Origin of the sequence: Polynucleobacter asymbioticus, assembly GCF_018687575.1 — a bacterium.
Taxonomy (GTDB): Bacteria; Pseudomonadota; Gammaproteobacteria; order Burkholderiales; family Burkholderiaceae; genus Polynucleobacter; species Polynucleobacter asymbioticus_C.
The window spans coordinates 995,092-1,016,834 of sequence record NZ_CP061297.1 but is presented as its reverse complement, the minus strand read 5'-3'; the positions used below and the strand labels follow the sequence as shown (position 1 = coordinate 1,016,834).

Below are 21,743 nucleotides of genomic sequence, written 5' to 3'. Positions count from 1 at the left end.
GTAGATATTATGGCCCAATGATGAGTTGCCAGTGATCATCAATCAATCCTTGAATTGGTTGAAACTTCGCTTTGTAGGCCATTTTTTCACTATTCTCAATGTAGTAGCCTAAGTAGAGATAGGGGAGATCTAGCTCCAGCGCCTGCTGAATTTGCCATAAGATGCTGAAATTTCCATAACTCGCTGAGTTACTGCTGGTATCAAAGAAGGTGTAAACCGAGGAGATGCCTTGATCTAAGATGTCAATCATGCTGACCATGCGCAGACGGCCTGGATGGGGGTCATGTGGACCATCACGAAATTCAATAATTCTGGAGTTAACACGACTTTGTAATAAAAACTGCATGTATTGATCTTGGTTATCTTCGCCACCTTGATCCAAATCACCACCAGCATGACGCTCATTTTGGTAGCGTTGATAGAGCTCAAAGTGCTCTTCTTGATAGCCTAGGTTCAGTACACGAATCTCTAGTCCAGCATGTTTTTTCCAAGAGCGCTTTTGACTGCGATTGGGTGCAAAGTCCTTTACTGGAATGCGGGTTGCAGTACAGGCACTGCATTCATCGCAATATGGACGATAGGTATATAAACCACTCCGACGAAATCCTGCATTGACTAACTCACCATATAAATCAGCATGGATTAAGTGAGAGGGCGTTGCTACCTGTGATCGAGCTATTTTTCCCGGCAAATAGCTGCAGGGATAGGGTGCTGTTGCGTAGAACTGAAGTTCAGTGAGGGGGAGTTCTTTTAATTGGGTCATAGCCAGTGACGCAAAATCGCTTTATCAAATTTCCAGGGAATCTCTATATTAGTTTGCTTTAAGGCAACTTGCAGGTGCGCTAAAAATTCATCTCTAGCCACGGGTGAAGCGCCCAAGGAATCAAGGTGGGCTGTCTCCTGCTGACAGTCAATCATCTCGACTTGTTGTTGTTTACACCAAGCAGTCAGGGTAGCCAAGGCAATTTTGGATGCGTCAGTTTGATGGCTAAACATGGATTCTCCAAACACCATCCCACCAAATGCCACGCAATAGAGGCCGCCTATCAGTCGTCCATGCTCTTTGACTGCAATGCTGTGTGCATGCCCTTGTTCATGCAGATCTGTATAGGCGTCCATAATTTCATGGGTGATCCAGGTTCCATCCTGATCTTTTCTTCTCGTAGTGGCGCAAGATCGAACGACTGCACCAAAGTCATCATCTACACAGATATTTTTTTGTGGGTCTGATAAAAAATGTTTAATGGTTTTCTTAAGGGAATCATGGCATTTAAAATTACTGGGCTTTAAAACCATTCTGGGGTTTGGTGACCACCACAACACTGGCTGGTTTTCGGAATACCAAGGAAAGATCCCCATTTGGTATGCACGAGCTAACTGCCCTGGATAAATTCGTTCGCTTACGGCAATTAAACCTGGAACGCTAGGATCAGGATCTGGGCAATCGATCGGATTAGGAAATTCATCCTGCGATCCCAACCAGTTGATATTGCTCATGAGTGAAAGAGATTCAGATTTTTTCTGTTGGCAAGATATCTCGGCTACGAACGCTAAATTCAAGTCCCGAATCAAAGACTCCTGCGGCGCGATCGGCAAAGAACCACTCTAGGGTTTGCTTAACTGTTGGAAAAGCAATCTCATTCCAAGGAATATCTTTCTCCTGAAAGAGGGCAACCTCTAAACTCTCTTCCCCAGCCTCAAAGTTTGGCGTGCTCATCGAGGCGAGGTAAAAGAGATGTACTTGTTCTGCATGCGGCACGTTCAGAAGTGAGTAGAGTGGGCCGATCTCCACTATGGCGCCCGCTTCCTCTTGTGTTTCACGAGCCGCCCCAGTGCTGGTGCTCTCACCAAGCTCCATAAACCCGGCGGGGAGAGTCCAGTAGCCATGACGTGGCTGTATGGCGCGTCGACACAATAGAACTTGATCACCATAGACGGGGATGCTACCGACTACGTTACGTGGATTGAAGTAATGAATGCTTCCGCACGAGTCGCAAACATGACGTTCTCGCGAATCATCTGCAGGTATCTTGATGCTAATCGGCGCTGCGCAGTGCGAGCAAAACTTCATGCGGACTTTCTAAAAATGGGCGGGGATGAGGCCGCGTAGTGCATTGCTAAGCATAATCTCTTTTGCACCCAGAACGTCTTCAATAGTCAGGTTAGTCTCATGGGCATTCCATTGAGGATCGCTCAATACGATTGATCTCATGACGCCTGGTAATAGACCGGCTGAGACAGGTGGAGTAAGCCAGCGATCCCCGGACTTAATAAAAATACTACTTCTTCCACCTTCGGTTACAAAACCTTGCTCATTAATGAAAAGAGCATCGAATCCACCCAGACTCTCTGATAATTTCCATGCCTGGTCATAAATAGTACGGCTATTCACTTTATGTCTGAGTAAAACATTACCTGAGTGAAAAATAGCTTTGCTTGGATCGGAAAAAAGATCGCTAGCCCAAAAGAGCTTTACTGAGCCTTCAATGGGGCTGATTGAAGCTATTTGATAACTCGGCTTGCCAGCATGATCCAAATCTAATCGCAATCGATACTCAGTATCGCCGGTACATTGCTTGCATCCATTCTCAACAACTTGAATCAGGTCTGCAATCGAGCAGGGAATACCGAGGGCCAAAGCCGACTGAGTTAAACGTGATAAGTGAAGCTCAAGATGTTGGGGCTTGCCCTGACGAATTAGGATAGTTTCGAATAAACCTAATTCACTGGGTAACGTAGCTAGGAACGCTGCTTTAATTTGGCACTCTTCCCATTCTTGACTTGCTTCTGAGTCAATCGTAATGCCTGCGCCAATGCCTAAGGTAAAGGGTGATGCATGAGTCTTTGTATTTTGATCGACCTCAAGAGTGCGGATCGGAACGCTAAATGCAAAGTCACCGCTAGGATCAATCCAGCCTAAAGCGCCACAATAGTAGCCGCGTTCTTGTGCCTCTAATTCTTGGATGATCTCCATGCTACGTTTTTTGGGGGCGCCAGTAACTGAGCCACAAGGAAAGACAGCATTGAGCACATCATGCAATTGAATTCCCGGCTTCATTTCAGCTTGCACTGTTGATGTCATCTGCAGAACATCGCCATATCTGGCAACCTCAAAGAGTTGTGGAACGCTCACTGTTCCTGGTAAAGCTAGCCGGCTCAGATCGTTGCGCAACAAATCGACAATCATCACGTTCTCTGCTTGATTCTTTGCGTCAGCTGATAGATTCTCGGCGGAATCACTTAATGCACTTGCAGTGCCTTTCATTGGCATGGCTCTTAAGGTATTGCCTTGCTTCTGAATGAATAATTCAGGTGATTGAGACAGAATACAGCTTGAGTCTTCAGAAATAAATGCGCCAAATCTTCCTGGCTGGCGGCTTCTTAATCGAGCATATAGTGCGAGTGGATCGCCATAGGTTTCACCCCTAATCCGAAAGGTGTGATTAATCTGATAAGTATCGCCATTGCGGATGTATTCCTGAATGGTTTCGATATCTGAGGTGAACTGCTCTTCGTTAATCGAACAATTGAGACTGGCAACACCTGAGATACGAGAATCAGGTTCAATTGCAGAAATTCTGTCATTAATAAAGGCATCCACTTCTTCTTTGCTCAAGCTCTGATAGGATTTAAAAGACCAAGCCTGTACAAGGGGGTGAGGATTGGTTTCCTTAATTGGGTGTGAATCAATTTGATGAATGTACAGGCCTAATTCATAGGCAAACGCAGCGACAACATATTCACCGCGCAGCAATGCCTCGTTAACACTTTGCAGGCATGCATCTACCGCAGCAATGGTTTCAGAAGGTTTGGTCTTCGGGTAGATAGTCCAGCTCTGCAGTGCCTCTTCATAGAGGCGACTGCTTGGCTTAGCATGATTACTCTGGGCATCATCAAGCAATATCATGCTGGTGACCGTGAGTGCCTAAATACAGCTTGTAATTACTTTAGAACAGTAGCGGATTCAATAGTGACTGTCTTGCTAGGCACATCGGCCATACGACCCATCCTTGGTGCTGATGCAACCATCGTGGGGATTTTACGAATGACATCTATAGTTTGAGTCCCAGAAATGACTTTACCGAATACGGTATAGCCATTACCCATCGCATTTGGATAATTCAAGCCTTCATTGTCTTTCACGTTAATAAAGAACTGTGCTGTAGCGGAATCTGGATCAGAAGTGCGAGCCATGGCAATCGTATAAGTCTGGTTCTTGAGGCCATTTTGAGCCTCTGAAGCTACCGGTGCATTAGTCGGCTTTTGATTTAAGTCAGAGGTAAAGCCTCCGCCCTGAATCATGAAGCCATCAATCACGCGATGAAAAATGGTGCCGTTATAAAAACCACTATTCACGTAGTTAAGAAAGTTAGCAGTAGTTTTTGGAGCCTTATCAGAATCTAACTCAACAACAAAATTACCCATCGTGGTTTTGAATTCCACCTTTGGGCCAGCAAAGCTTGCAGCACTAGCAATCAGGCTGGAAACCACAAATAGGGAGGCAATGATTTTGCGCATAGTCAGGATCCTTAAAAGTCTCATAAAAATAGAGTAAATACGATTGTATTGCTCAAAGCCCAGAAGGCACTTGTCCAGCATAGCGATAAGCCGCTTCTTCAAACATCTCTGGCCTATCTAGATAATCTAGGGCCCACTCAATGGTGTCGACTCCCCAAAAGGCATGCCCATTTATGACTAGTGTCGGGACGCCAAATGCGCCATCTGCTTTTGCTTTTTCAGTATTGCTGATCAGTTTCGCCTTAATCTCTGGCGCATCTGGTTTTGCGGTATCTGCTGCTAAGCCTAGGTACTGACAAAACTCTGGCCAAGATAAATTGGGATCTTTGCCTTCTACCCAAACATACTCAAATGCACGCTCTACCATTTCCCATTGAGCGCTTTCTTGAGCTAGCAAACGCTGAGCTGCAACTGTGAGAAAGGGATGGTGTTCTGGAAAGCGAAACGGTAGACCTAATTTTTCAGCGAGCCATACACAATATTGGTAGGTGTGAGGACGTTTGACTTCAACCTCCCCGGGACCGCGATTATCAGTAGCACGAAAAAGGCCGCCCAATAAAATTGGTACAGGCTCTATTTCTATCCGTTTTTCAAGGCGATGGCGTTGCTGAATATAAAAATACGAGAATGGAGAAATGATGTCGTAATAAAGCGTCCCTTTGATTGTCTTTGTAGTAGTGTGCTCTGACATCATTTTTTATTGGATTCCGCATCTAGCTTGCGTAAGAAAGCCATCTTCTCCGCAATTTGACTCTCAAGACCCCGATCAACTGGCTCATACCAATGTGGCTCTGCCATTCCTTCTGGGAGGTAGGACTCACCAGCGGCATAGGCATGAGGTTCATCGTGCGCATAGCGATACTCTTTGCCATGCCCTAACTCTTTCATGAGTTTGGTAGGAGCGTTGCGTAAATGATTTGGGACTGGCTTGCTCTGATCATTGGCAACATAAGCCCTTGCTGCGTTATACGCCTTATAGCTGGCATTGCTTTTAGCGGCGATAGCTAAATACACGACTGCTTGTCCAAGCGCTAACTCGCCCTCGGGTGAGCCAAGTCGCTCAAAGGTTTGTGCTGCATCATTTGCCAACTGCATTGCTCTAGGATCGGCAAGTCCAATGTCCTCCCAGGCCATGCGAATAATTCTTCTAGCGAGATAGCGGGGGTCTGCACCACCATCTAGCATTCTGCAAAACCAATACAAGGCTGCATCTGGATTGGAGCCACGTACCGATTTGTGTAGGGCAGAAATTTGATCGTAGAAGTGGTCACCGCCCTTATCAAAACGCCGAGCTTGAACAGTTAAGGCATTTTCAATGAACTGCTGGTCTACTTTTTGAATTTGAGTGCTCGGTGTTGAGACGGCATTACGCACTTGCTCAACTAGATTGAGTAATCTCCTGGCATCACCATCCGCATGAGAGATCAGGTTTTCAATGGCTGCTGATTCAAACTCAATTTCAGGCATTGCAAATGCATGTGCACGATCAAATAATTTTTTCAGCTCTACAGAGCCTAATGATTTCAGTACATAGACTTGTGCACGTGAGAGTAGGGCTGAGTTCACCTCAAATGAGGGGTTCTCGGTGGTGGCGCCAATAAAGGTAAATAAGCCGGACTCAACATGCGGTAATAAAGCATCTTGTTGACTCTTATTAAAACGATGGATTTCATCGACAAATAGGATGGTTTGTCGACCATATTGAGACATACTCTGTTGGGCTTGCTCAATCGCTTCGCGAATTTCTTTTACTCCGGCAAGAACGGCTGATATCGCTATAAACTCTCGATCAAAGGCCTTGGCTGAAAGTCTCGCTAAGGTAGTTTTACCAACTCCTGGCGGACCCCACAGAATCATCGAGTGGGGCTTACCGGAGGCAAAAGCAAGATTGAGTAGTTTGCCTGCGGCCAGAAGATGTGTTTGCCCAATAACTTCTTCAATATTTTTTGGGCGCAAGGCTTCCGCTAGTGGTGGCGGAGGCGCTTGATCAAATAAATTGCCCATATCTAATGAATTAATTCTGCACAAACAAAATAACGAGAGCGGCCCAAATTAAGCATCCAGCAGAAACGATCGTGAGTCGATTTCGCATAGTCATAAATGCGCTGAATGCCTCTTCGCTCGAAAAATAGTATTGATATGTTTCTTTATCGATATTGCGTTGAATTACCAATGCTGAAGCAAGGATCACCAGGCCCACTGGTATATATACATGTAATGCCACCCAAGCCACTAGCGCTGGTATTACGCCCCAGATCCAGGCATTGCGATCTTCCCAGCGATCCCCAGGTGGCGCTTTACCCAATGTATGTAAGTTAGCACCCCAATGTAATGCACCCATAAATGCAGTAATCACTGCACCGTAACCTGCCAGCGACTCAGCGCTTAAATAATTCAGTGGGGTTGGTGCCAATTGCACCATTAAGGCTAGGCCGATAAAAGGTATTAGGCCTGCATAGGCTAATTTACGAACTAGAGGTGGTAATGGGTTCACAAAAAACTTCTTTACTGAGATTGTTGGAGGTTGGATAGAAAATTACTGATCGTAGGTGTAGACGCCACGACCAGTTTTACGACCGAGGTAGCCAGCGGCAACCATCTCGCGAAGGAGTGGGCAAGGGCGATACTTTGAGTCGCTGAAGTTCTCAAAATAGACTTCCATGACCGCAAGGCAGGTATCAAGCCCAATTAAGTCAGCCAAGGCGAGTGGACCAATCGGTTGATTGCAGCCCAACTTCATACCAGCATCAATATCTTCTGGGCTGGCAAGACCTTCATGCAGAACAAAGAAGGCTTCATTAATCATTGGCAACAAAATACGGTTGACCACAAATCCGGGAGAGTTTTTGACGGTGATGGGCTCTTTGCCAATACGTTTTGCCATTTCAATAATGGCGGCATGGGTTGCATCAGAGGTTTGTAAGCCTCGAATGACCTCTACCAATGCCATCATCGGTGGCGGATTGAAAAAATGCATGCCAATGAAACGGCTTGGATCAGAATCTAAGGCCGCAAGCTTGGTGATGGAGAGTGACGATGTATTTGTAGCAATAATGGTTTCTTTGCTAACGATCTCATCAACCTGCTTGAGGATCTTTTCTTTGATGGCTTGATTCTCAGTGGCGGCTTCAATGACTAATTGCAGTCCTTTTAAGTCACCATAGGAAGTGCTCCCTTTGATGCGCTTGAGTGCAGCATCTTTACCTTCAGCTGTCAGAGTTTCTTTTTTGACTAGTCGATCTAGGCTTTTACTAATCTGACTTAAGCCGCGTTCAACAGCAGCATCACTAATATCAACCATGACAACATCAAGACCGGCAACTGCGCAAACTTGTGCAATACCATTTCCCATCGTGCCGGCACCAATCACTCCGATTGATTGAATCTTCATGTTATTTCCTTTTTTGATACTGTGATGAACCAAATAATTGTTCTCTTGCTTTGTCATCATGCAAGGGCTTACGTAATGCAGTTAATACTTCAACGCCGCGCTTCACGGCAGGGCGCTCACCAATCATTTCAAACCAGCGCTTGAAGTGTGGAAATTCGTTGATATCAATACCCTGGTTTTTCCAGTTTCGTGTCCAAGGAAAAATAGCAATATCGGCGATGGAGTAACTTTTTCCAGCAATATATGGATTATCTTTCAGTTGATGATCGATCACCCCGTATAAGCGCTTAGCTTCATTAGTGTAGCGATTGATTGCGTACTCAATCTTTTCAGGCGCATAAATCCGAAAATGGTGGTTTTGTCCTAAAAGCGGGCCTAGGCCACCCATCTGGAACATGAGCCATTGCAGTACTTCATATTTACCCCGGGTAGATTTGGGTAAAAACTTCCCTGTTTTAGAGGCTAAGTAGAGGAGGATTGCGCCAGACTCGAAGAGATGGATGGGTTTACCGTCTGGGCCATTCGGGTCTGTGATTGCTGGAATCTTGTTGTTCGGACTGATAGCTAAGAAATCAGCCTTGAATTGATCACCAGCGCCAATGTCAATTGGATGGGCAATCCAATCTTTACCTAATTGATAGCCACATTCTTCAAGCATGATGTGAACCTTATGGCCATTTGGTGTTGGCCAACTGTACACATCAATGATGTTTTTATTAGGTTTGCTAGTTGCCATGATCAAGCCTTTTCATAGTGTTTGTAAACGCTGTAATGCTGCCAAAAGTGTTTGCTCTTGCTTAGCAAAGCAAAAACGGATTACGCCGGATTCAACTGGCTTTGCGTAGAAAGCAGAAACAGGAATAGCGGCTACACCAATTTCAGTAGTTAGCCAGGTGCAAAAATCAGCTTCATTCATTTTCGCTTGAGGTCTATCTAGTTTGGTGTAATTAACGCACTGAAAATAGCTTGCTGGTGCTGGCAATAACTTCAAGCCAGTTTGTTTAAGTCCATCTCTAAAGTAATCTCGTTTAGCTTGATAAAAGGCTGCCAGTCCCAGATAGTGGTCTGGATTCTGGAGATATTGGGCTAAGCCATATTGCATCGGGGTGTTTACCGTAAACACATTGAACTGATGTACTTTGCGAAATTCTTGCATCATCCTTGCTGGTGCAGCTACAAAGCCAATTTTCCAGCCGGTGACATGATAGGTTTTACCAAAGCTCGATATCAGAAAACTGCGCGCTGCTAGTTCAGGGTGGCTTGCAATGCTAGCGTGATGCTGTCCATCGAACACCATGTGCTCGTAAACCTCATCACTCAAGATAAGGGTGTCACTGCCCCTCACTAAATTGGCCAGACGATCTAGATCCGTTTTTTCCCAAATCATGCCAGTTGGATTATGTGGTGTATTAATAATGATCAGACGTGTTTTTGGATTGATTGCCTTGGCTAAATCATCCCAAGGCAGTCCATAGGAATGAACATCACCTTGATCATCGCGCTTAGCAATTAAAGATACTGCAACGGTTTTGCCTCCAGCTAAATCAATTGAAGGGCGATAGCTATCGTAGGCTGGCTCAATAATGACAACCTCATCACCTGGGCTGACGCATGACAATATGGCTGTCATGATTCCTTGGGTTCCGCCGGCAGTAATAGTGATCTCTGTATCGGGATCGTAGTCATGGCCATACAAAGCAGAGATTTTCTGGGCAATGCCTTGGCGCAATTCTGTGATTCCTGCCATTGGTGGATACTGATTGTGATCTGCAAGCATGGCTGCGTTGACCTGGGATATGAGTTCTCGATCACAGGGGAAGTCTGGAAATCCTTGGCCTAAGTTAATTGCTTGGTGCTTTGAGGCGAGTGCAGACATGACTGTAAATACCGTTGTCCCTACATCTGGGAGGCGGCTTGGAAAAACTGGGGTCGGATGGGACTTTTGGCGCATGCGGGCGGTTTAGGGCAAATAGCTTAGGTAGTCGCTAGAATGGGAGAAATTCATTCTCAAATTGTGCCATGTTGATCGTTCTTTCACCTGCTAAATCCTTAGATTACAAAACGCCTACCAAGGTTAAGGCCCCTACATTGCCCGAGTTTGTCTCGGAATCAGCCAAGTTAATCGCTGACTTGAAGAAGCTTTCCCCTCAGGAAGTCGCCAATCTGATGGGCTTATCGGATCAGTTGGCCGCTTTGAATGTGGGGCGCTATCGCGACTGGTCTAAGAAATTTACAGAAGAAAATAGTAAGCCAGCAATTTATGCCTTTGATGGCGATGTCTACGATGGTTTTGATGTGAAGACGCTCGATGCTAAAGCGATTGCATTTGCTCAAGATCATGTTCGGATTCTGTCGGGGTTATATGGTGCTTTACGCCCCCTAGACTTAATGCAGCCTTACCGTCTAGAGATGGGTACTTCCCTGAAAAATGCCCGAGGTAAAGATTTGTACGCATTTTGGGGTGAGCGTGTGACCGATTCATTAAAGAAGGTCATGGAGCAACAAAAGAAACCGGTTCTTCTCAATTTAGCCTCTGAAGAGTATTTCAAGGTATTGCAAGCGAAGAACTTGGATTGCCCGGTGATCTCCCCGGTATTTCAAGATGGCAAGGATGGCAAATACAAAATCATTTCCTTTTATGCCAAGCGAGCAAGGGGATTAATGGCACGCTATGTCGTTGAGAATCGCATTACTGATCCGATAGATTTAAAAGGTTTCAATTTGGATGGCTATAAATATGTTGCCTCTGAATCCAAGCCAGAAAAACCGCTATTTCGACGTCCTGAAAGAAAGTAGGAGAGTGCACCATGGCTGTTCATCGCACTAAATCCTCGCAACGCGCCTCTCCAGATGTGGAGCGCCTAGTGGCGGACGCTATTTCATTAGCTGCTTCTGGTAGCCATATTGAAGACCAGTTTTGGGAAGAGCGCTTGAATGTTCGCTTAATGCGCCTTCTCAAAAGTCAAAATCAAAATGTCATTGATGCCTCGCTTGATCAAACGTTCCGAATTAATACTGTAGCTTTCGAGGTGCTTGCTGATTGTGCTGAGACGCTGGCTGAATCCTTGGTCATGGAGCATGAAGGTCAGAATTGGGATGTGCTGTTATTGGCCTTACCAATAGTTGCACATACCCGCTACCAAATTCCTTCGGGTGCACTTCCAGTGGCCGTTATTGAATCTACTGCCTCAGCATTGCATAGTTCAATTGCCTCGACAGATGCACGCTTAGCGATTGTTCCTTGGCTTTACAGTATTGATCAAATGCCGCACTCGCATTGCCAAACACGCTTGCTGACCGAAGCTTTGGCTACCGCTGCTATTACTGCTAGCGAGATTAAGTTAGAGCTACGAGAGATGTCAGAGACCATTGCGGTATTGGCTGATCCACGTTTTATTATTGCAGCTGTTGCAGCACCTTCAGGAACACCTCTTTTCCGTTGGCAGGCTGATGCACCAACTCGCCAAGAGCGCGGTGTGAGCTTGATTGGTTGGCAAAATGCGATGCAAGAACCGATTGCTGCACTCTTGCCTGGATGTGAATTTGATCTCTTGTTACCAGAAGCGTATTTTACAAACTGTCGCTTAGCAGATAAGCAAGTACGCCCATTAAGTATTCGGGCAGCGGTCAATTATCTTGAGAGTACTCTCGGTGTCTTGCCCGCCGGTTTGTCGTGCGTAGTTGGAGCATTTGGTGAAGATCAAGCTGATGAGTATCGAATCTCGTTTAGCTTAAAAGGCTCATCTGAAGTTGTTTATGGAGTCATATGGCCGCTCTACGATCGTGAGACTGTTGCAAACGATGCATTGAATGATTTGTCTGATGATGAAAGTCCTATGAAGCGCATTGCAGATGCGCTTCGCGATGCCGGGGTTGAAGATGTCTTCCGCCACGCCATGTTGTTTGATCCCGAACTTTGTGATGACTGTGGGGCGCCGCTGTTCCCAGATCGCTCGGGTGATGCAGTTCATGCAGAGTTACCCGATGATGCTCCAACACAGCAGCCCTTATTCCATTGAGTCAAAATACCGAACTTGAAGACTCAAGATAGCAATAAAAAAGCCGAGGATCTCTCGGCTTTTTTATTGTGAAGCAGCTGCTTTTAGTTTTGCGTAAATGGCTCAGCGTCAGCAAATAAATGGGGAAGCTTGCCAGTCTTCATTTCTGCGGTTTGGCAGAAATCAGCAAGACGAGTCCCCGATTTAATGTTGAAAAGCATTGCCTTATTGCCCAACACCACAAGGTCATGTCCAGTATTGGCATTCTTGTAACGCAAACTGCCTGGCAAAGAATTTTCACGCTTCAATTCAAAAGTTTTGGATTCCCATGTAATGCGAACCTTTTCAATTGTTCCTGAAGATTTAAATTGCTTGCTATCGCTACAAGTCCAAGTGGTTACTTCTTCGCTAGCAATAGCTGTTGCCGAGCCCAGAAGGCCAGCTGTAGCTAAGCTAAGGATGAGAAGGGTTTGCTTCATATGTATCAATCCTTATGAGAGGAGATGCTTAACACCGGCTTGCTCTTCAAGCAATTCGTTCAGAGTATGGTTCATGCGTTCACGTGAGAACTCATCAATTTCTAAACCTTCAACCATTTTGTACTCGCCGTTTTCGCAAATTACTGGGTAGCCATAAATGACTTCAGCTGGAATGCCGTACTCACCTTTGGATGGAATACCCATTGTGACCCACTTACCATTAGTGCCGAGAACCCAGTCACGAATATGATCGATGGCTGCGTTAGCTGCAGAGGCTGCTGAAGAAAGGCCACGTGCTTCAATGATGGCAGCGCCACGTTTGCCAACAGTTGGGATAAATGTATCTTTATTCCATGCTGGATCGTTGATGCTGTCTTTTACAGACTTGCCATCAATCGTCGCAAAGCGATAGTCTGGGTACATTGTTGGGCTGTGGTTACCCCAAACAACCAATTTCTCGATATCAGCAACTGGCTTGTTCAGCTTGTTTGCTAATTGTGAGAGAGCACGGTTGTGATCCAAGCGCAACATAGCAGTGAAATTCTTCGCAGGAATATCTGGAGCAGATTTCATGGCGATATAAGCATTGGTATTGGCTGGATTGCCAACAACCAATACTTTGACAGTCTTCTTAGCCACGGCATTCAAGGCTTTGCCTTGAGCTGTGAAAATCTGAGCGTTAGCTGAGAGCAAATCTTTACGCTCCATGCCTGGTCCACGCGGACGTGCGCCAACTAACAAAGCAACGTCAATATCTTTAAATGCTGTCATTGGATCAGAGTGGGCTGTCATTCCAGCTAGCAATGGGAAAGCGCAGTCTTCTAGCTCCATCATGACGCCAGTAAGGGCTTTTTGAGCCTTTTCATCTGGAATTTCTAGCAACTGGAGGATGACTGGCTGATCTTTGCCTAACAAGTCGCCATTGGCGATGCGAAAAAGGAGGGAATAACCGATTTGACCGGCTGCACCGGTGACTGCAATACGCATTGGGGCTTTTGCCATTACTAATAACTCCAGTTGAGGTTAATTAATGAAATCTTTTCTATTATCCATTCAAGTGTATGGACTTTCCATTTACACTGTCAATCATGTCTTATATAAGATATGAGATAAGTTTGAATTTTATCCAATAGAAGCTGCTGTGGAGTTAATTTGTCACTAATATCCGAACCAATAGCCTCATTTAGCCCTCTTTATGAGCAAATTAAAGCCATGATTTTGGCTAGTCTACAGGCCTCAGAATGGCTGCCTGGGGATGCCATTCCCAGTGAGATGGAGCTTGCAGCTCGCTACGCAGTCAGCCAGGGCACTGTGCGAAAGGCTATTGATGAATTGGCCGCACAAAACCTGCTGGTTCGACGTCAGGGTAAGGGTACTTTTGTGGCAACCCACCAAGAGGAAGACTTCCAGTACCGCTTCTTGCGTCTAGAGCCTGATTCTGGTGAGAAATTACACCTCAAAAACCAGTTTTTAGCCTGTGAAAATATCCAATCTGATGCTTATATCGCTAAGTTGCTTAAATTAAAGGCAGGTGACCCTGTTATTCGGATTGATCGTATTCAAAGTTCTGCCGGGCGTCCTATTGCATTTGAGGAGATTTGGTTGCCAGAAGGGCGCTTTGAGGGGCTTACTTTTGATGCCCTGAATGCTTGGTCGGGGCCTATGTACGCTTTCTATGAGAGCGAATATGCCACGCACATGGTGCGGGCAGAGGAAAAAATCAAAGCGGTCTTGGCTAATGCAGAGCTCGCAAAACACCTTCAGGTTCAGGAGGGTGCGGCTTTGTTATCGGTTGAACGGGTCGCATTCACCTACGGGAATAAACCAGTTGAAATTCGTCGCGCTCGGTATGACACTTGTGATCAGCACTACGACAATAAATTGAACTAGGTAGTACACTCGAAAATCAGTAAAAACCACTATTTAACCCCTTGAAACGCTAAAAAGTCCCCGCCAACCCCAAGGTTTCTAATAGAATATGTTGCAATACAACAAAACCACAATAAACCTCCACCGAAAGATTGAGATTACCCATGGTTGATGCACAGCAAGACGTAAAAAAAGACAGACCTATTTATCGAAATATCGGTCTCGCCCAGTTAATCAAATACCGCCTTCCGTGGGCTGGAAAAGTATCCATTCTTCATCGCATTAGCGGGGCAGCTTTGTTTTTGATGCTGCCATTCTTGCTTTATCTCTTCGATCAAAGCTTGGCATCAGAGCTGAGTTATCAAAAGTTCCAGGCTATTACTGGCCACTTTCTTGTCAAGATCATTCTGCTTGGGCTAATTTGGTCTTTCTTGCACCACTTTTGCGCGGGTATCCGTTATCTCTTGTTGGACTTGGAGATTGGCGTTGAAAAGGCAGAAGCAAACCGCTCAGCGATCGTTGTATTTTTTCTAGGTCTTGCTTTGACTGCGGTTGTTGGTCTCAAACTTTTTGGCTTGCTCTAAGCACTTCTTCATTAAGGAAATCTAATGCCTATTTATCAAATTGGACCGAAGCGCTTAGTTGTAGGTGCTCATTACGGCCTGAAAGAATGGATCATTCAACGTGTAACCGCGATCGTGATGGTAGTTTTCACGATTGTTTTGTTAGTTGACTATTGCATTACGGGTAGCGCTACTTACGAAGGCTGGGCTGGATTGTTTAGCAATCAGTTCATGAAACTCTTAACGCTCTTGTTTTTCATCAGCTTGTTCTATCACGCTTGGATTGGTATCCGTGATATTTGGATGGATTACATCAAGCCTGTCAGCATTCGTTTAACGCTTCAAGTGTTAACTGTTTTGTATCTCGTAGCCTGTGCGGCTTATGCCGTACAAATTTTGTGGAAAGTGTAATTCAATGACCGCGATTAAAAAAGCATTGCCACGCCGCCGTTTCGACGCGGTAATTATTGGTGCAGGTGGTTCAGGTATGCGCGCTTCTTTGCAATTAGCAGAAGCTGGCCTGAACGTTGCGGTATTAACTAAAGTTTTCCCAACTCGCTCGCACACCGTTGCAGCTCAAGGTGGTATCGGTGCTTCACTGGGTAACATGAGTGAAGACAATTGGCACTATCACTTTTACGACACCATCAAAGGTTCTGATTGGTTGGGCGACCAAGACGTGATCGAATTTATGTGCCGCGAAGCTCCTAAAGTTGTTTATGAGTTAGAGCACTTTGGTATGCCTTTTGACCGCAACCCAGATGGCACGATTTATCAGCGTCCATTTGGTGGACACACTGCTAATTACGGTGAAAAAGCTGTTCAACGTGCTTGCGCAGCAGCTGACCGTACTGGCCACGCAATGTTGCACACCTTGTACCAGCGTAACGTCCGCGCAAAAACCAATTTCTTTGTTGAGTGGTTGGCGCTAGATCTAATTCGTGATGACGCGGGTGATGTAGTCGGTGTTACTGCTCTCGAAATGGAAACTGGTCAGGTTTACATCTTGGAAACTAAAGTTGTCATGATGGCCACTGGTGGTGCAGGCCGTATTTGGGATGCATCTACAAACGCATTTATTAATACCGGCGACGGTATGGGTCTAGCGGCCCGCGCAGGCATTCCATTGGAAGACATGGAGTTCTGGCAGTTCCACCCAACTGGCGTAGCTGGTGCAGGTGTACTGTTGACCGAGGGTTGCCGTGGTGAAGGCGGCATCTTGCGTAATAAAGATGGCGAGCGCTTTATGGAGCGTTATGCACCAACCTATAAAGACTTGGCTCCGCGTGATTTCGTTTCTCGCTGTATGGACCAAGAAATTAAAGAAGGTCGCGGCTGTGGACCGAACGGTGATTATGTTGTTCTCGACTTAACGCATATTGGTGCTGAGACCATCATGAAGCGTTTACCTTCTGTTTATGAAATCGGCATCAACTTTGCTAACGTTGACGTTACTAAGGAGCCAATTCCAGTTGTACCAACAATTCACTATCAGATGGGTGGTATTCCTACCAACATTAATGGTCAAGTTGTTGTTCCAGCTAATGGCAAACATAATGAAATCGTTAATGGTCTTTATGCCATTGGTGAGTGTTCTTGCGTATCTGTTCACGGTGCAAATCGTTTGGGTACAAACTCATTGCTCGATTTATTGGTATTTGGGCGCGCAGCCGGTAATCACATTGTTGCAATGGATCTCAAGAATCGTGAGTTCAAGCCATTGCCTGCTAATGCTGGCGAACAAACGATGGCACGCATTGCTGCTTTGGATAACTCCACTTCTGGTGAGTATGCTCAAGACGTTGCGAATGATATTCGTAAGACTATGCAGAAGTATGCAGGTGTATTCCGCAATCAAGAGTTGATGGACGAAGGTGTTCGTCAAATGGCGAAGTTAACTGAGCGTGCAAAACACTTGTGGCTAAAAGACAAGTCCGATATTTTCAATACTGCTCGTATTGAGGCTTTAGAAGTTGCCAACTTGATCGAAGCTGCAAACGCAACAATGATTTCAGCTGCAGCGCGTACTGAAAGTCGTGGCGCACATTCACACGATGATCATCAAGAGCGTGATGATGCAAATTGGATGAAGCACACTCTTTGGTATAGCGAAGGCAATCGCTTGGATTACAAGCCGGTTGTTCTGAAGCCATTGACTGTTGAGTCTTTCCCTCCTAAAGAACGTACTTTCTAAGCGAAGAGAAATTAAAAATGAGTGATATTCGTATATTTGAAATTTACCGCTACGATCCAGATGTCGATGCAGCCCCACGCATGGAGCGCTATGAGCTTGAGTTGACTGGCGAGCGTATGTTGTTGGACGCCTTGATTTCTCTTAAGAAACAGGATGAAACAATTTCCTATCGTCGTTCATGCCGTGAAGGTGTATGTGGCTCTGATGCCATGAACATTAACGGCAAGAATGGTTTGGCTTGTTTAACCAATATGTTGACCTTGCCTAAAGTCATTACATTGCGTCCTTTACCTGGCTTGCCAGTTGTGCGCGACTTGATTGTGGATATGACTTTGTTCTTCAAACAATATTTGTCTATCAAGCCTTACTTGGTAAATGACAATCCATTTCCTGAGAAAGAGCGCCTGCAGAGTCCTGAAGAGCGTGAAGAGTTGAATGGTTTGTATGAATGCATCTTGTGCGCATCATGCTCAACCTCTTGCCCATCTTTCTGGTGGAATCCTGATAAGTTTGTTGGCCCAGCTGGTTTACTTCAGGCGTATCGCTTTATTGCTGATAGTCGTGATGAAGATACTGCTGCGCGCTTGGATAACTTGGAAGATCCGTATCGTTTATTCCGTTGTCATACCATTATGAATTGCGTGGACGTTTGTCCTAAGCATTTGAATCCAACCAAGGCAATTGGAAAGATCAAGGAACTGATGGTGCGTAGGGCAGTATGACCCTCACGAATGCAGAGTTATATCGACTAAAGAGTGATGCCCGCAGGGGTTTGCTTGAAAACGATTTAATTCTGCAGCGTTTTTTTGTTCGTTACGGCGATCAACTGACCGCAGAAGATGGAAAGGTATTAACCCAGCTATTTTCTTTGGAAGACAATGACCTGATGGATTTATTGATTGGTCGCAAGGATTCTGTAGAAGTACTGGAAAAAGAATTACAAGAAGAAGCCTCCTTCAAGGCTGTTTTACAAAAGTTAAGACAGAAGTAACGCGGCCTTTAGGTTGCAGCAGCAGTACAAATGCATGATCAAATAGTGTATTAATCATCAATTTGAATGACTAAGGATTAGAAATGATTGAATCGGACATCAAGGCAAAATTATCGTTTTCGGACGGCACACCAGATATCGACTTGCCAATTTATAAAGGCACGATTGGTCCTGACGTGATTGATATTCGTAAGCTTTACGGTCAAACCGGAAAGTTCACCTACGATTCAGGCTTTCTTTCTACTGCTTCATGCAATAGCAAAATCACTTACATCGACGGTGATAAAGGTGAGTTGCTCTACCGCGGTTACCCAATCGAAGATCTCGCACACAACTGTGACTTCTTAGAAGTTTGTTATTTACTCTTGAATGGCGAATTACCAAACGCCAAACAGAAAAAAGATTTCGAAGAAATGGTCATGCACCATACGATGGTTCATGAGCAAATGCAATTCTTCTTACGCGGCTTCCGTCGTGATGCGCATCCAATGTCCGTATTGACTGGCCTTGTTGGTGCAATGGCGGCTTTCTATCATGATGAGATCGATTACACCGATCCACATGCGCGTGAAGTGGCTCAGATTCGATTGATTGCTAAGATGCCAACACTGGTTGCAATGGCGTACAAATACTCTGTCGGCCAACCATTTATTTATCCTGATAATTCCTTGTCTTACACCGCAAACTTTATGCGCATGATGTTTGCAACACCTTGTGAAGAGTACAAGGTTAATCCGGTATTGGTTCGCGCTTTGGACCGCATCTTTACATTGCACGCTGACCATGAGCAAAATGCCTCTACATCAACAGTGCGCTTGTGCGGCTCATCTGGAACCAATCCATTTGCTGCCATCTCTGCTGGTATTGCCTGTTTATGGGGCCCAGCTCACGGCGGTGCGAATGAAGCTTGTTTGCAGATGTTGAACGAGATTCAGGCTAATGGTGGTGTTGATACGATTGGTGACTTTATTGCTCAAGTGAAGGATAAGAACTCTAGCGTTCGTCTAATGGGCTTTGGTCATCGCGTTTACAAAAACTTCGATCCACGCGCTAAGTTAATGCGTGAGACATGTCATGAAGTGCTCAAAGAGATGGGTCTCGAGAATGACCCGTTGTTTAAGTTGGCCATGACCCTTGAGAAAATTGCCCTCGAAGATGAGTATTTCGTGAGCCGCAAGCTTTATCCAAACGTCGACTTCTACTCAGGAATTGTTCAGCGTGCGCTAGGCGTTCCAACTGAAATGTTCACCTGTATTTTTGCTTTGGCGAGAACAGTTGGGTGGATTGCTCAATGGGAAGAAATGATTACGGATCCTGAGTACAAGATCGGTCGTCCACGTCAGTTGTATGTTGGTGCCACTTCGCGCAAGGTTCCCAACATTTCTGTACGCAAATAAAAGCATTAGAGGATTTACATGTCACGCACGCTTTACGACAAATTGTGGGATGTCCATGTCGTCTATTCTGAGCAAGATGGCACGGCCACGATTTATATCGATCGTCAGTTATTGCATGAGGTGACAAGTCCTCAAGCTTTTGAGGGTTTGAACTTAGCTGGTCGTCCAGTTTGGCGTATTTCTGCCAATTTGGCGGTTTCAGATCACAACGTTCCTACAACAGATCGTTCTGAAGGTATTGCGGATCCGATTTCGAAGCTACAAGTAGATACGCTTGATCAAAACTGTGATGCCTTTGGTATTACCCAGTACAAAATGAACGATCTCCGCCAAGGAATTGTTCACGTCATTGGGCCGGAGCAGGGTGCAACTCTGCCAGGCATGACTGTGGTCTGCGGTGATTCTCATACAAGTACACATGGCGCCTTTGGTGCATTAGCTTTTGGTATTGGCACTTCTGAAGTTGAGCATGTCTTAGCGACCCAAACCTTGCTCATGAAAAAGAGCAAGAATATGTTGGTCAAAGTAGATGGTCGCCTTCAGCCAGGCTCTACTGCAAAAGATATCGTTCTTGCCGTGATTGGCAAGATTGGCACCGCCGGCGGAACTGGCTACACCATTGAATTTTCAGGTGAAGCCATTCGCAATCTCTCCATGGAAGGTCGCATGACCCTCTGCAACATGGCCATTGAGGCTGGTGCGCGTGCTGGGCTTGTGGCAGTAGATGAAACAACAATTGAATACATCCAAGGTAGACCTTATGCCCCTAAGGGAGAGGCTTTACGTCATGCCTTGCAGTACTGGCGCACCTTACATTCAGATGCGGAAGCCAAATTTGATGCAGTAGTCGAGTTGCGAGCAGAAGAAATTGCCCCTCAAGTAACTTGGGGAACGTCGCCTGAAATGGTTTTAGCAATTAGCGACCGCGTTCCTGATCCAGAGAAAGAGCGCGATCCCAATAAACGTTCTGCAATGGAGCGTGCTCTTGAGTACATGGACCTTGTTCCAAACACACCATTAAGTAGCATCTCGATTGATAAAGTGTTTATTGGATCTTGCACCAATAGCCGTATTGAAGATATTCGTGCTGCTGCCAAGGTTGTTGATCGTCTTGGTAAAAAAGTAGCTGCTAATGTCAAATTAGCGCTGGTTGTCCCTGGATCTGGCTTAGTAAAAGCTCAGGCTGAACGTGAAGGTTTGGACCGGGTGTTTAAGGCTGCAGGTTTTGAATGGCGTGAGCCTGGTTGCTCAATGTGCCTTGCAATGAACGCCGACCGCTTAGAGCCTGGTGAACGCTGCGCTTCCACATCCAATCGTAATTTCGAAGGTCGTCAGGGTAATGGCGGTAGAACGCATTTGGTAAGTCCGGCAATGGCTGCTGCTGCAGCGATTGAAGGCCACTTTGTTGATGTTCGTAAGATTTCTTAAGGAAATACTGTGCCTAAATTTTCTTCTTTCACAATGATTAAAAAGTTAACTATCGTTGCTATTGCAGGAGTCATTCTCTCTGCTTGTGCGAATACGATGGAGGGCGTTGGTAAAGATTTGCAAACCATGGGTACTTCTATGGGCGGCAGTAAAAATTCCAACCCATCCAATCAGTCCCAAACTCAAGGGAAAGATGTTGTTGTGACGCCAGTGAAGTAAGCGCGTAGCTGATATTTAGTAAAGATCATTATGGAAAAATTTTCGGTATACAAAGGCTTGGTTGCACCGCTGAATCGCGAGAATGTCGATACCGATGCCATCATCCCAAAGCAGTTCTTAAAATCGATTAAGAAAACGGGCTTTGGGCAGAATTTATTTGATGAGTGGCGTTATTTGGATCATGGTGAGCCTGGTCAAGACTGCAGCACTCGCCCAATTAATCCAGACTTTGTCTTAAACCAGCCGCGCTATAAAGGTGCCGGCATTTTGCTTGCTCGTAAGAACTTTGGTTGCGGTAGTTCCCGTGAACATGCGCCTTGGGCATTGGATCAGTACGGATTTAGAGCTGTTATCGCACCAAGCTTTGCCGATATTTTCTACAACAATTGCTTTAAAAATGGCCTGTTACCGATTGTTCTTACAGAACTACAGGTAGACCATTTATTCAATGAAACGCTGGCTTTTGCCGGCTACCAGCTCACTATTGATCTGGAAGCCCAGCAGGTCATTACGCCTGATGGCACTGCCTATAGCTTTGAAGTAGCCCCATTTCGGAAGCATTGCCTCCTAAATGGCTTGGACGATATTGGCTTAACTCTGCAACATGCAGATAAAATCAAGGCTTATGAAGCTGAGCGCATCCTCAAGATGCCTTGGCTTGCGACACAACTGCCGTAGTTTTATTCAGTTAAAGGC

The 21,743-nt window shown here is 45.5% G+C and carries 25 protein-coding genes; 12 read left to right on the top strand and 13 right to left on the bottom strand.

Annotated features, from left to right (window positions below; genetic code table 11):
* Nucleotides 1–7 precede the first annotated feature (7 nt).
* From AOC19_RS05050 to AOC19_RS05000, 11 genes are read right to left on the bottom strand one after another with little or no spacing between them, the layout of a single operon-like run.
* Nucleotides 8–763, bottom strand: a complete 756-nt coding sequence (locus tag AOC19_RS05050; protein WP_215374324.1) for an arginyltransferase — start codon at nucleotides 761–763, stop codon at nucleotides 8–10.
* Nucleotides 760–1,497: a leucyl/phenylalanyl-tRNA--protein transferase gene (gene aat / locus AOC19_RS05045; RefSeq protein WP_215374321.1), complete on the bottom strand. Its 738-nt coding sequence runs from the start codon at nucleotides 1,495–1,497 to the stop codon at nucleotides 760–762. The genes AOC19_RS05050 and aat overlap by 4 nt, the downstream gene beginning before the upstream one ends.
* A 13-nt stretch (nucleotides 1,498–1,510) precedes the next feature.
* Nucleotides 1,511–2,071, bottom strand: coding sequence for an NUDIX hydrolase (locus tag AOC19_RS05040; protein WP_215374318.1), 561 nt, complete (start codon nucleotides 2,069–2,071; stop codon nucleotides 1,511–1,513).
* 9 nt (nucleotides 2,072–2,080) lie between these two features.
* Nucleotides 2,081–3,907, bottom strand: coding sequence for a bifunctional chorismate-binding protein/class IV aminotransferase (locus AOC19_RS05035; protein WP_215374315.1), 1,827 nt, complete (start codon nucleotides 3,905–3,907; stop codon nucleotides 2,081–2,083).
* A gap of 35 nt (nucleotides 3,908–3,942) precedes the next feature.
* Nucleotides 3,943–4,518 carry a peptidylprolyl isomerase gene (locus AOC19_RS05030; protein ID WP_215374312.1) on the bottom strand — a complete coding sequence of 192 codons (576 nt, stop codon included), beginning with the start codon at nucleotides 4,516–4,518 and terminating at the stop codon, nucleotides 3,943–3,945.
* A 52-nt stretch (nucleotides 4,519–4,570) separates the two neighbouring features.
* Nucleotides 4,571–5,212, bottom strand: a complete 642-nt coding sequence (locus tag AOC19_RS05025; RefSeq protein ID WP_251367983.1) for a 2-hydroxychromene-2-carboxylate isomerase — start codon at nucleotides 5,210–5,212, stop codon at nucleotides 4,571–4,573.
* Nucleotides 5,209–6,522: a replication-associated recombination protein A gene (locus AOC19_RS05020; RefSeq protein ID WP_215374309.1), complete on the bottom strand. Its 1,314-nt coding sequence runs from the start codon at nucleotides 6,520–6,522 to the stop codon at nucleotides 5,209–5,211. The genes AOC19_RS05025 and AOC19_RS05020 overlap by 4 nt, the downstream gene beginning before the upstream one ends.
* A 10-nt stretch (nucleotides 6,523–6,532) precedes the next feature.
* Nucleotides 6,533–7,012, bottom strand: coding sequence for a DUF3429 domain-containing protein (locus tag AOC19_RS05015; RefSeq protein ID WP_215374306.1), 480 nt, complete (start codon nucleotides 7,010–7,012; stop codon nucleotides 6,533–6,535).
* Between the two features lie 42 nt (nucleotides 7,013–7,054).
* A complete protein-coding gene (locus tag AOC19_RS05010) occupies nucleotides 7,055–7,909 on the bottom strand; it encodes a 3-hydroxybutyryl-CoA dehydrogenase (protein WP_215374303.1) in 855 nt (284 codons plus the stop codon).
* A gap of 1 nt (nucleotide 7,910) precedes the next feature.
* On the bottom strand, nucleotides 7,911–8,618 hold the full coding sequence (locus tag AOC19_RS05005; RefSeq protein ID WP_215378135.1) for a glutathione binding-like protein: 708 nt from the start codon (nucleotides 8,616–8,618) through the stop codon (nucleotides 7,911–7,913).
* 39 nt (nucleotides 8,619–8,657) lie between these two features.
* On the bottom strand, nucleotides 8,658–9,860 hold the full coding sequence (locus AOC19_RS05000) for a methionine aminotransferase (RefSeq protein ID WP_215374300.1): 1,203 nt from the start codon (nucleotides 9,858–9,860) through the stop codon (nucleotides 8,658–8,660).
* A 68-nt stretch (nucleotides 9,861–9,928) separates the two neighbouring features.
* On the opposite strand from AOC19_RS05000, the gene yaaA reads away from it, so the two are divergent.
* Together yaaA and AOC19_RS04990 are read left to right on the top strand one after the other, a co-directional pair.
* The gene (yaaA, locus tag AOC19_RS04995) at nucleotides 9,929–10,705 is read left to right on the top strand and encodes a peroxide stress protein YaaA (protein WP_215374298.1); all 777 of its coding nucleotides are present in this window, start codon (nucleotides 9,929–9,931) and stop codon (nucleotides 10,703–10,705) included.
* Between the two features lie 11 nt (nucleotides 10,706–10,716).
* Entirely contained in the window at nucleotides 10,717–11,928 is a 1,212-nt protein-coding gene (locus AOC19_RS04990; protein WP_215374296.1) for a DUF2863 family protein, read from the top strand.
* 83 nt (nucleotides 11,929–12,011) lie between these two features.
* On the opposite strand, the gene AOC19_RS04985 is transcribed toward AOC19_RS04990, so the two are convergent.
* Both AOC19_RS04985 and AOC19_RS04980 read right to left on the bottom strand, forming a co-directional pair.
* Entirely contained in the window at nucleotides 12,012–12,386 is a 375-nt protein-coding gene (locus AOC19_RS04985; protein WP_215374294.1) for a hypothetical protein, read from the bottom strand.
* Nucleotides 12,387–12,398: 12 nt separating this feature from the next.
* Nucleotides 12,399–13,388, bottom strand: a complete 990-nt coding sequence (locus tag AOC19_RS04980) for a malate dehydrogenase (RefSeq protein ID WP_215374292.1) — start codon at nucleotides 13,386–13,388, stop codon at nucleotides 12,399–12,401.
* Nucleotides 13,389–13,538: 150 nt separating this feature from the next.
* Here AOC19_RS04980 and AOC19_RS04975 point away from each other — a divergent pair, with 150 nt between their 5' ends.
* The 10 genes from AOC19_RS04975 (at nucleotide 13,539) to leuD (ending at nucleotide 21,725) form a co-directional block, all read left to right on the top strand.
* Nucleotides 13,539–14,276: a GntR family transcriptional regulator gene (locus AOC19_RS04975; protein WP_215374290.1), complete on the top strand. Its 738-nt coding sequence runs from the start codon at nucleotides 13,539–13,541 to the stop codon at nucleotides 14,274–14,276.
* Nucleotides 14,277–14,419: 143 nt separating this feature from the next.
* The gene (gene sdhC / locus AOC19_RS04970) at nucleotides 14,420–14,839 is read left to right on the top strand and encodes a succinate dehydrogenase, cytochrome b556 subunit (RefSeq protein WP_215374288.1); all 420 of its coding nucleotides are present in this window, start codon (nucleotides 14,420–14,422) and stop codon (nucleotides 14,837–14,839) included.
* Between the two features lie 24 nt (nucleotides 14,840–14,863).
* Complete coding sequence (sdhD, locus tag AOC19_RS04965) at nucleotides 14,864–15,229, top strand: succinate dehydrogenase, hydrophobic membrane anchor protein (protein ID WP_215374285.1); 366 nt, start codon at nucleotides 14,864–14,866, stop codon at nucleotides 15,227–15,229.
* 4 nt (nucleotides 15,230–15,233) lie between these two features.
* Nucleotides 15,234–17,012, top strand: coding sequence for a succinate dehydrogenase flavoprotein subunit (sdhA, locus tag AOC19_RS04960; RefSeq protein WP_215374282.1), 1,779 nt, complete (start codon nucleotides 15,234–15,236; stop codon nucleotides 17,010–17,012).
* 17 nt (nucleotides 17,013–17,029) lie between these two features.
* Nucleotides 17,030–17,734: a succinate dehydrogenase iron-sulfur subunit gene (locus AOC19_RS04955; protein WP_015421181.1), complete on the top strand. Its 705-nt coding sequence runs from the start codon at nucleotides 17,030–17,032 to the stop codon at nucleotides 17,732–17,734.
* Nucleotides 17,731–18,003: a succinate dehydrogenase assembly factor 2 gene (locus tag AOC19_RS04950; protein WP_215374279.1), complete on the top strand. Its 273-nt coding sequence runs from the start codon at nucleotides 17,731–17,733 to the stop codon at nucleotides 18,001–18,003. Before AOC19_RS04955 ends, AOC19_RS04950 begins: the two co-directional genes overlap by 4 nt.
* Before the next feature lie 83 nt (nucleotides 18,004–18,086).
* Nucleotides 18,087–19,400, top strand: coding sequence for a citrate synthase (gene gltA, locus AOC19_RS04945; RefSeq protein WP_215374276.1), 1,314 nt, complete (start codon nucleotides 18,087–18,089; stop codon nucleotides 19,398–19,400).
* An 18-nt stretch (nucleotides 19,401–19,418) separates the two neighbouring features.
* Entirely contained in the window at nucleotides 19,419–20,828 is a 1,410-nt protein-coding gene (leuC, locus tag AOC19_RS04940; RefSeq protein WP_215374273.1) for a 3-isopropylmalate dehydratase large subunit, read from the top strand.
* Nucleotides 20,829–20,837: 9 nt separating this feature from the next.
* Nucleotides 20,838–21,047: a hypothetical protein gene (locus tag AOC19_RS04935; RefSeq protein WP_215374270.1), complete on the top strand. Its 210-nt coding sequence runs from the start codon at nucleotides 20,838–20,840 to the stop codon at nucleotides 21,045–21,047.
* Nucleotides 21,048–21,077: 30 nt separating this feature from the next.
* On the top strand, nucleotides 21,078–21,725 hold the full coding sequence (gene leuD, locus AOC19_RS04930; protein ID WP_215374267.1) for a 3-isopropylmalate dehydratase small subunit: 648 nt from the start codon (nucleotides 21,078–21,080) through the stop codon (nucleotides 21,723–21,725).
* Nucleotides 21,726–21,743: the final 18 nt, after the last annotated feature.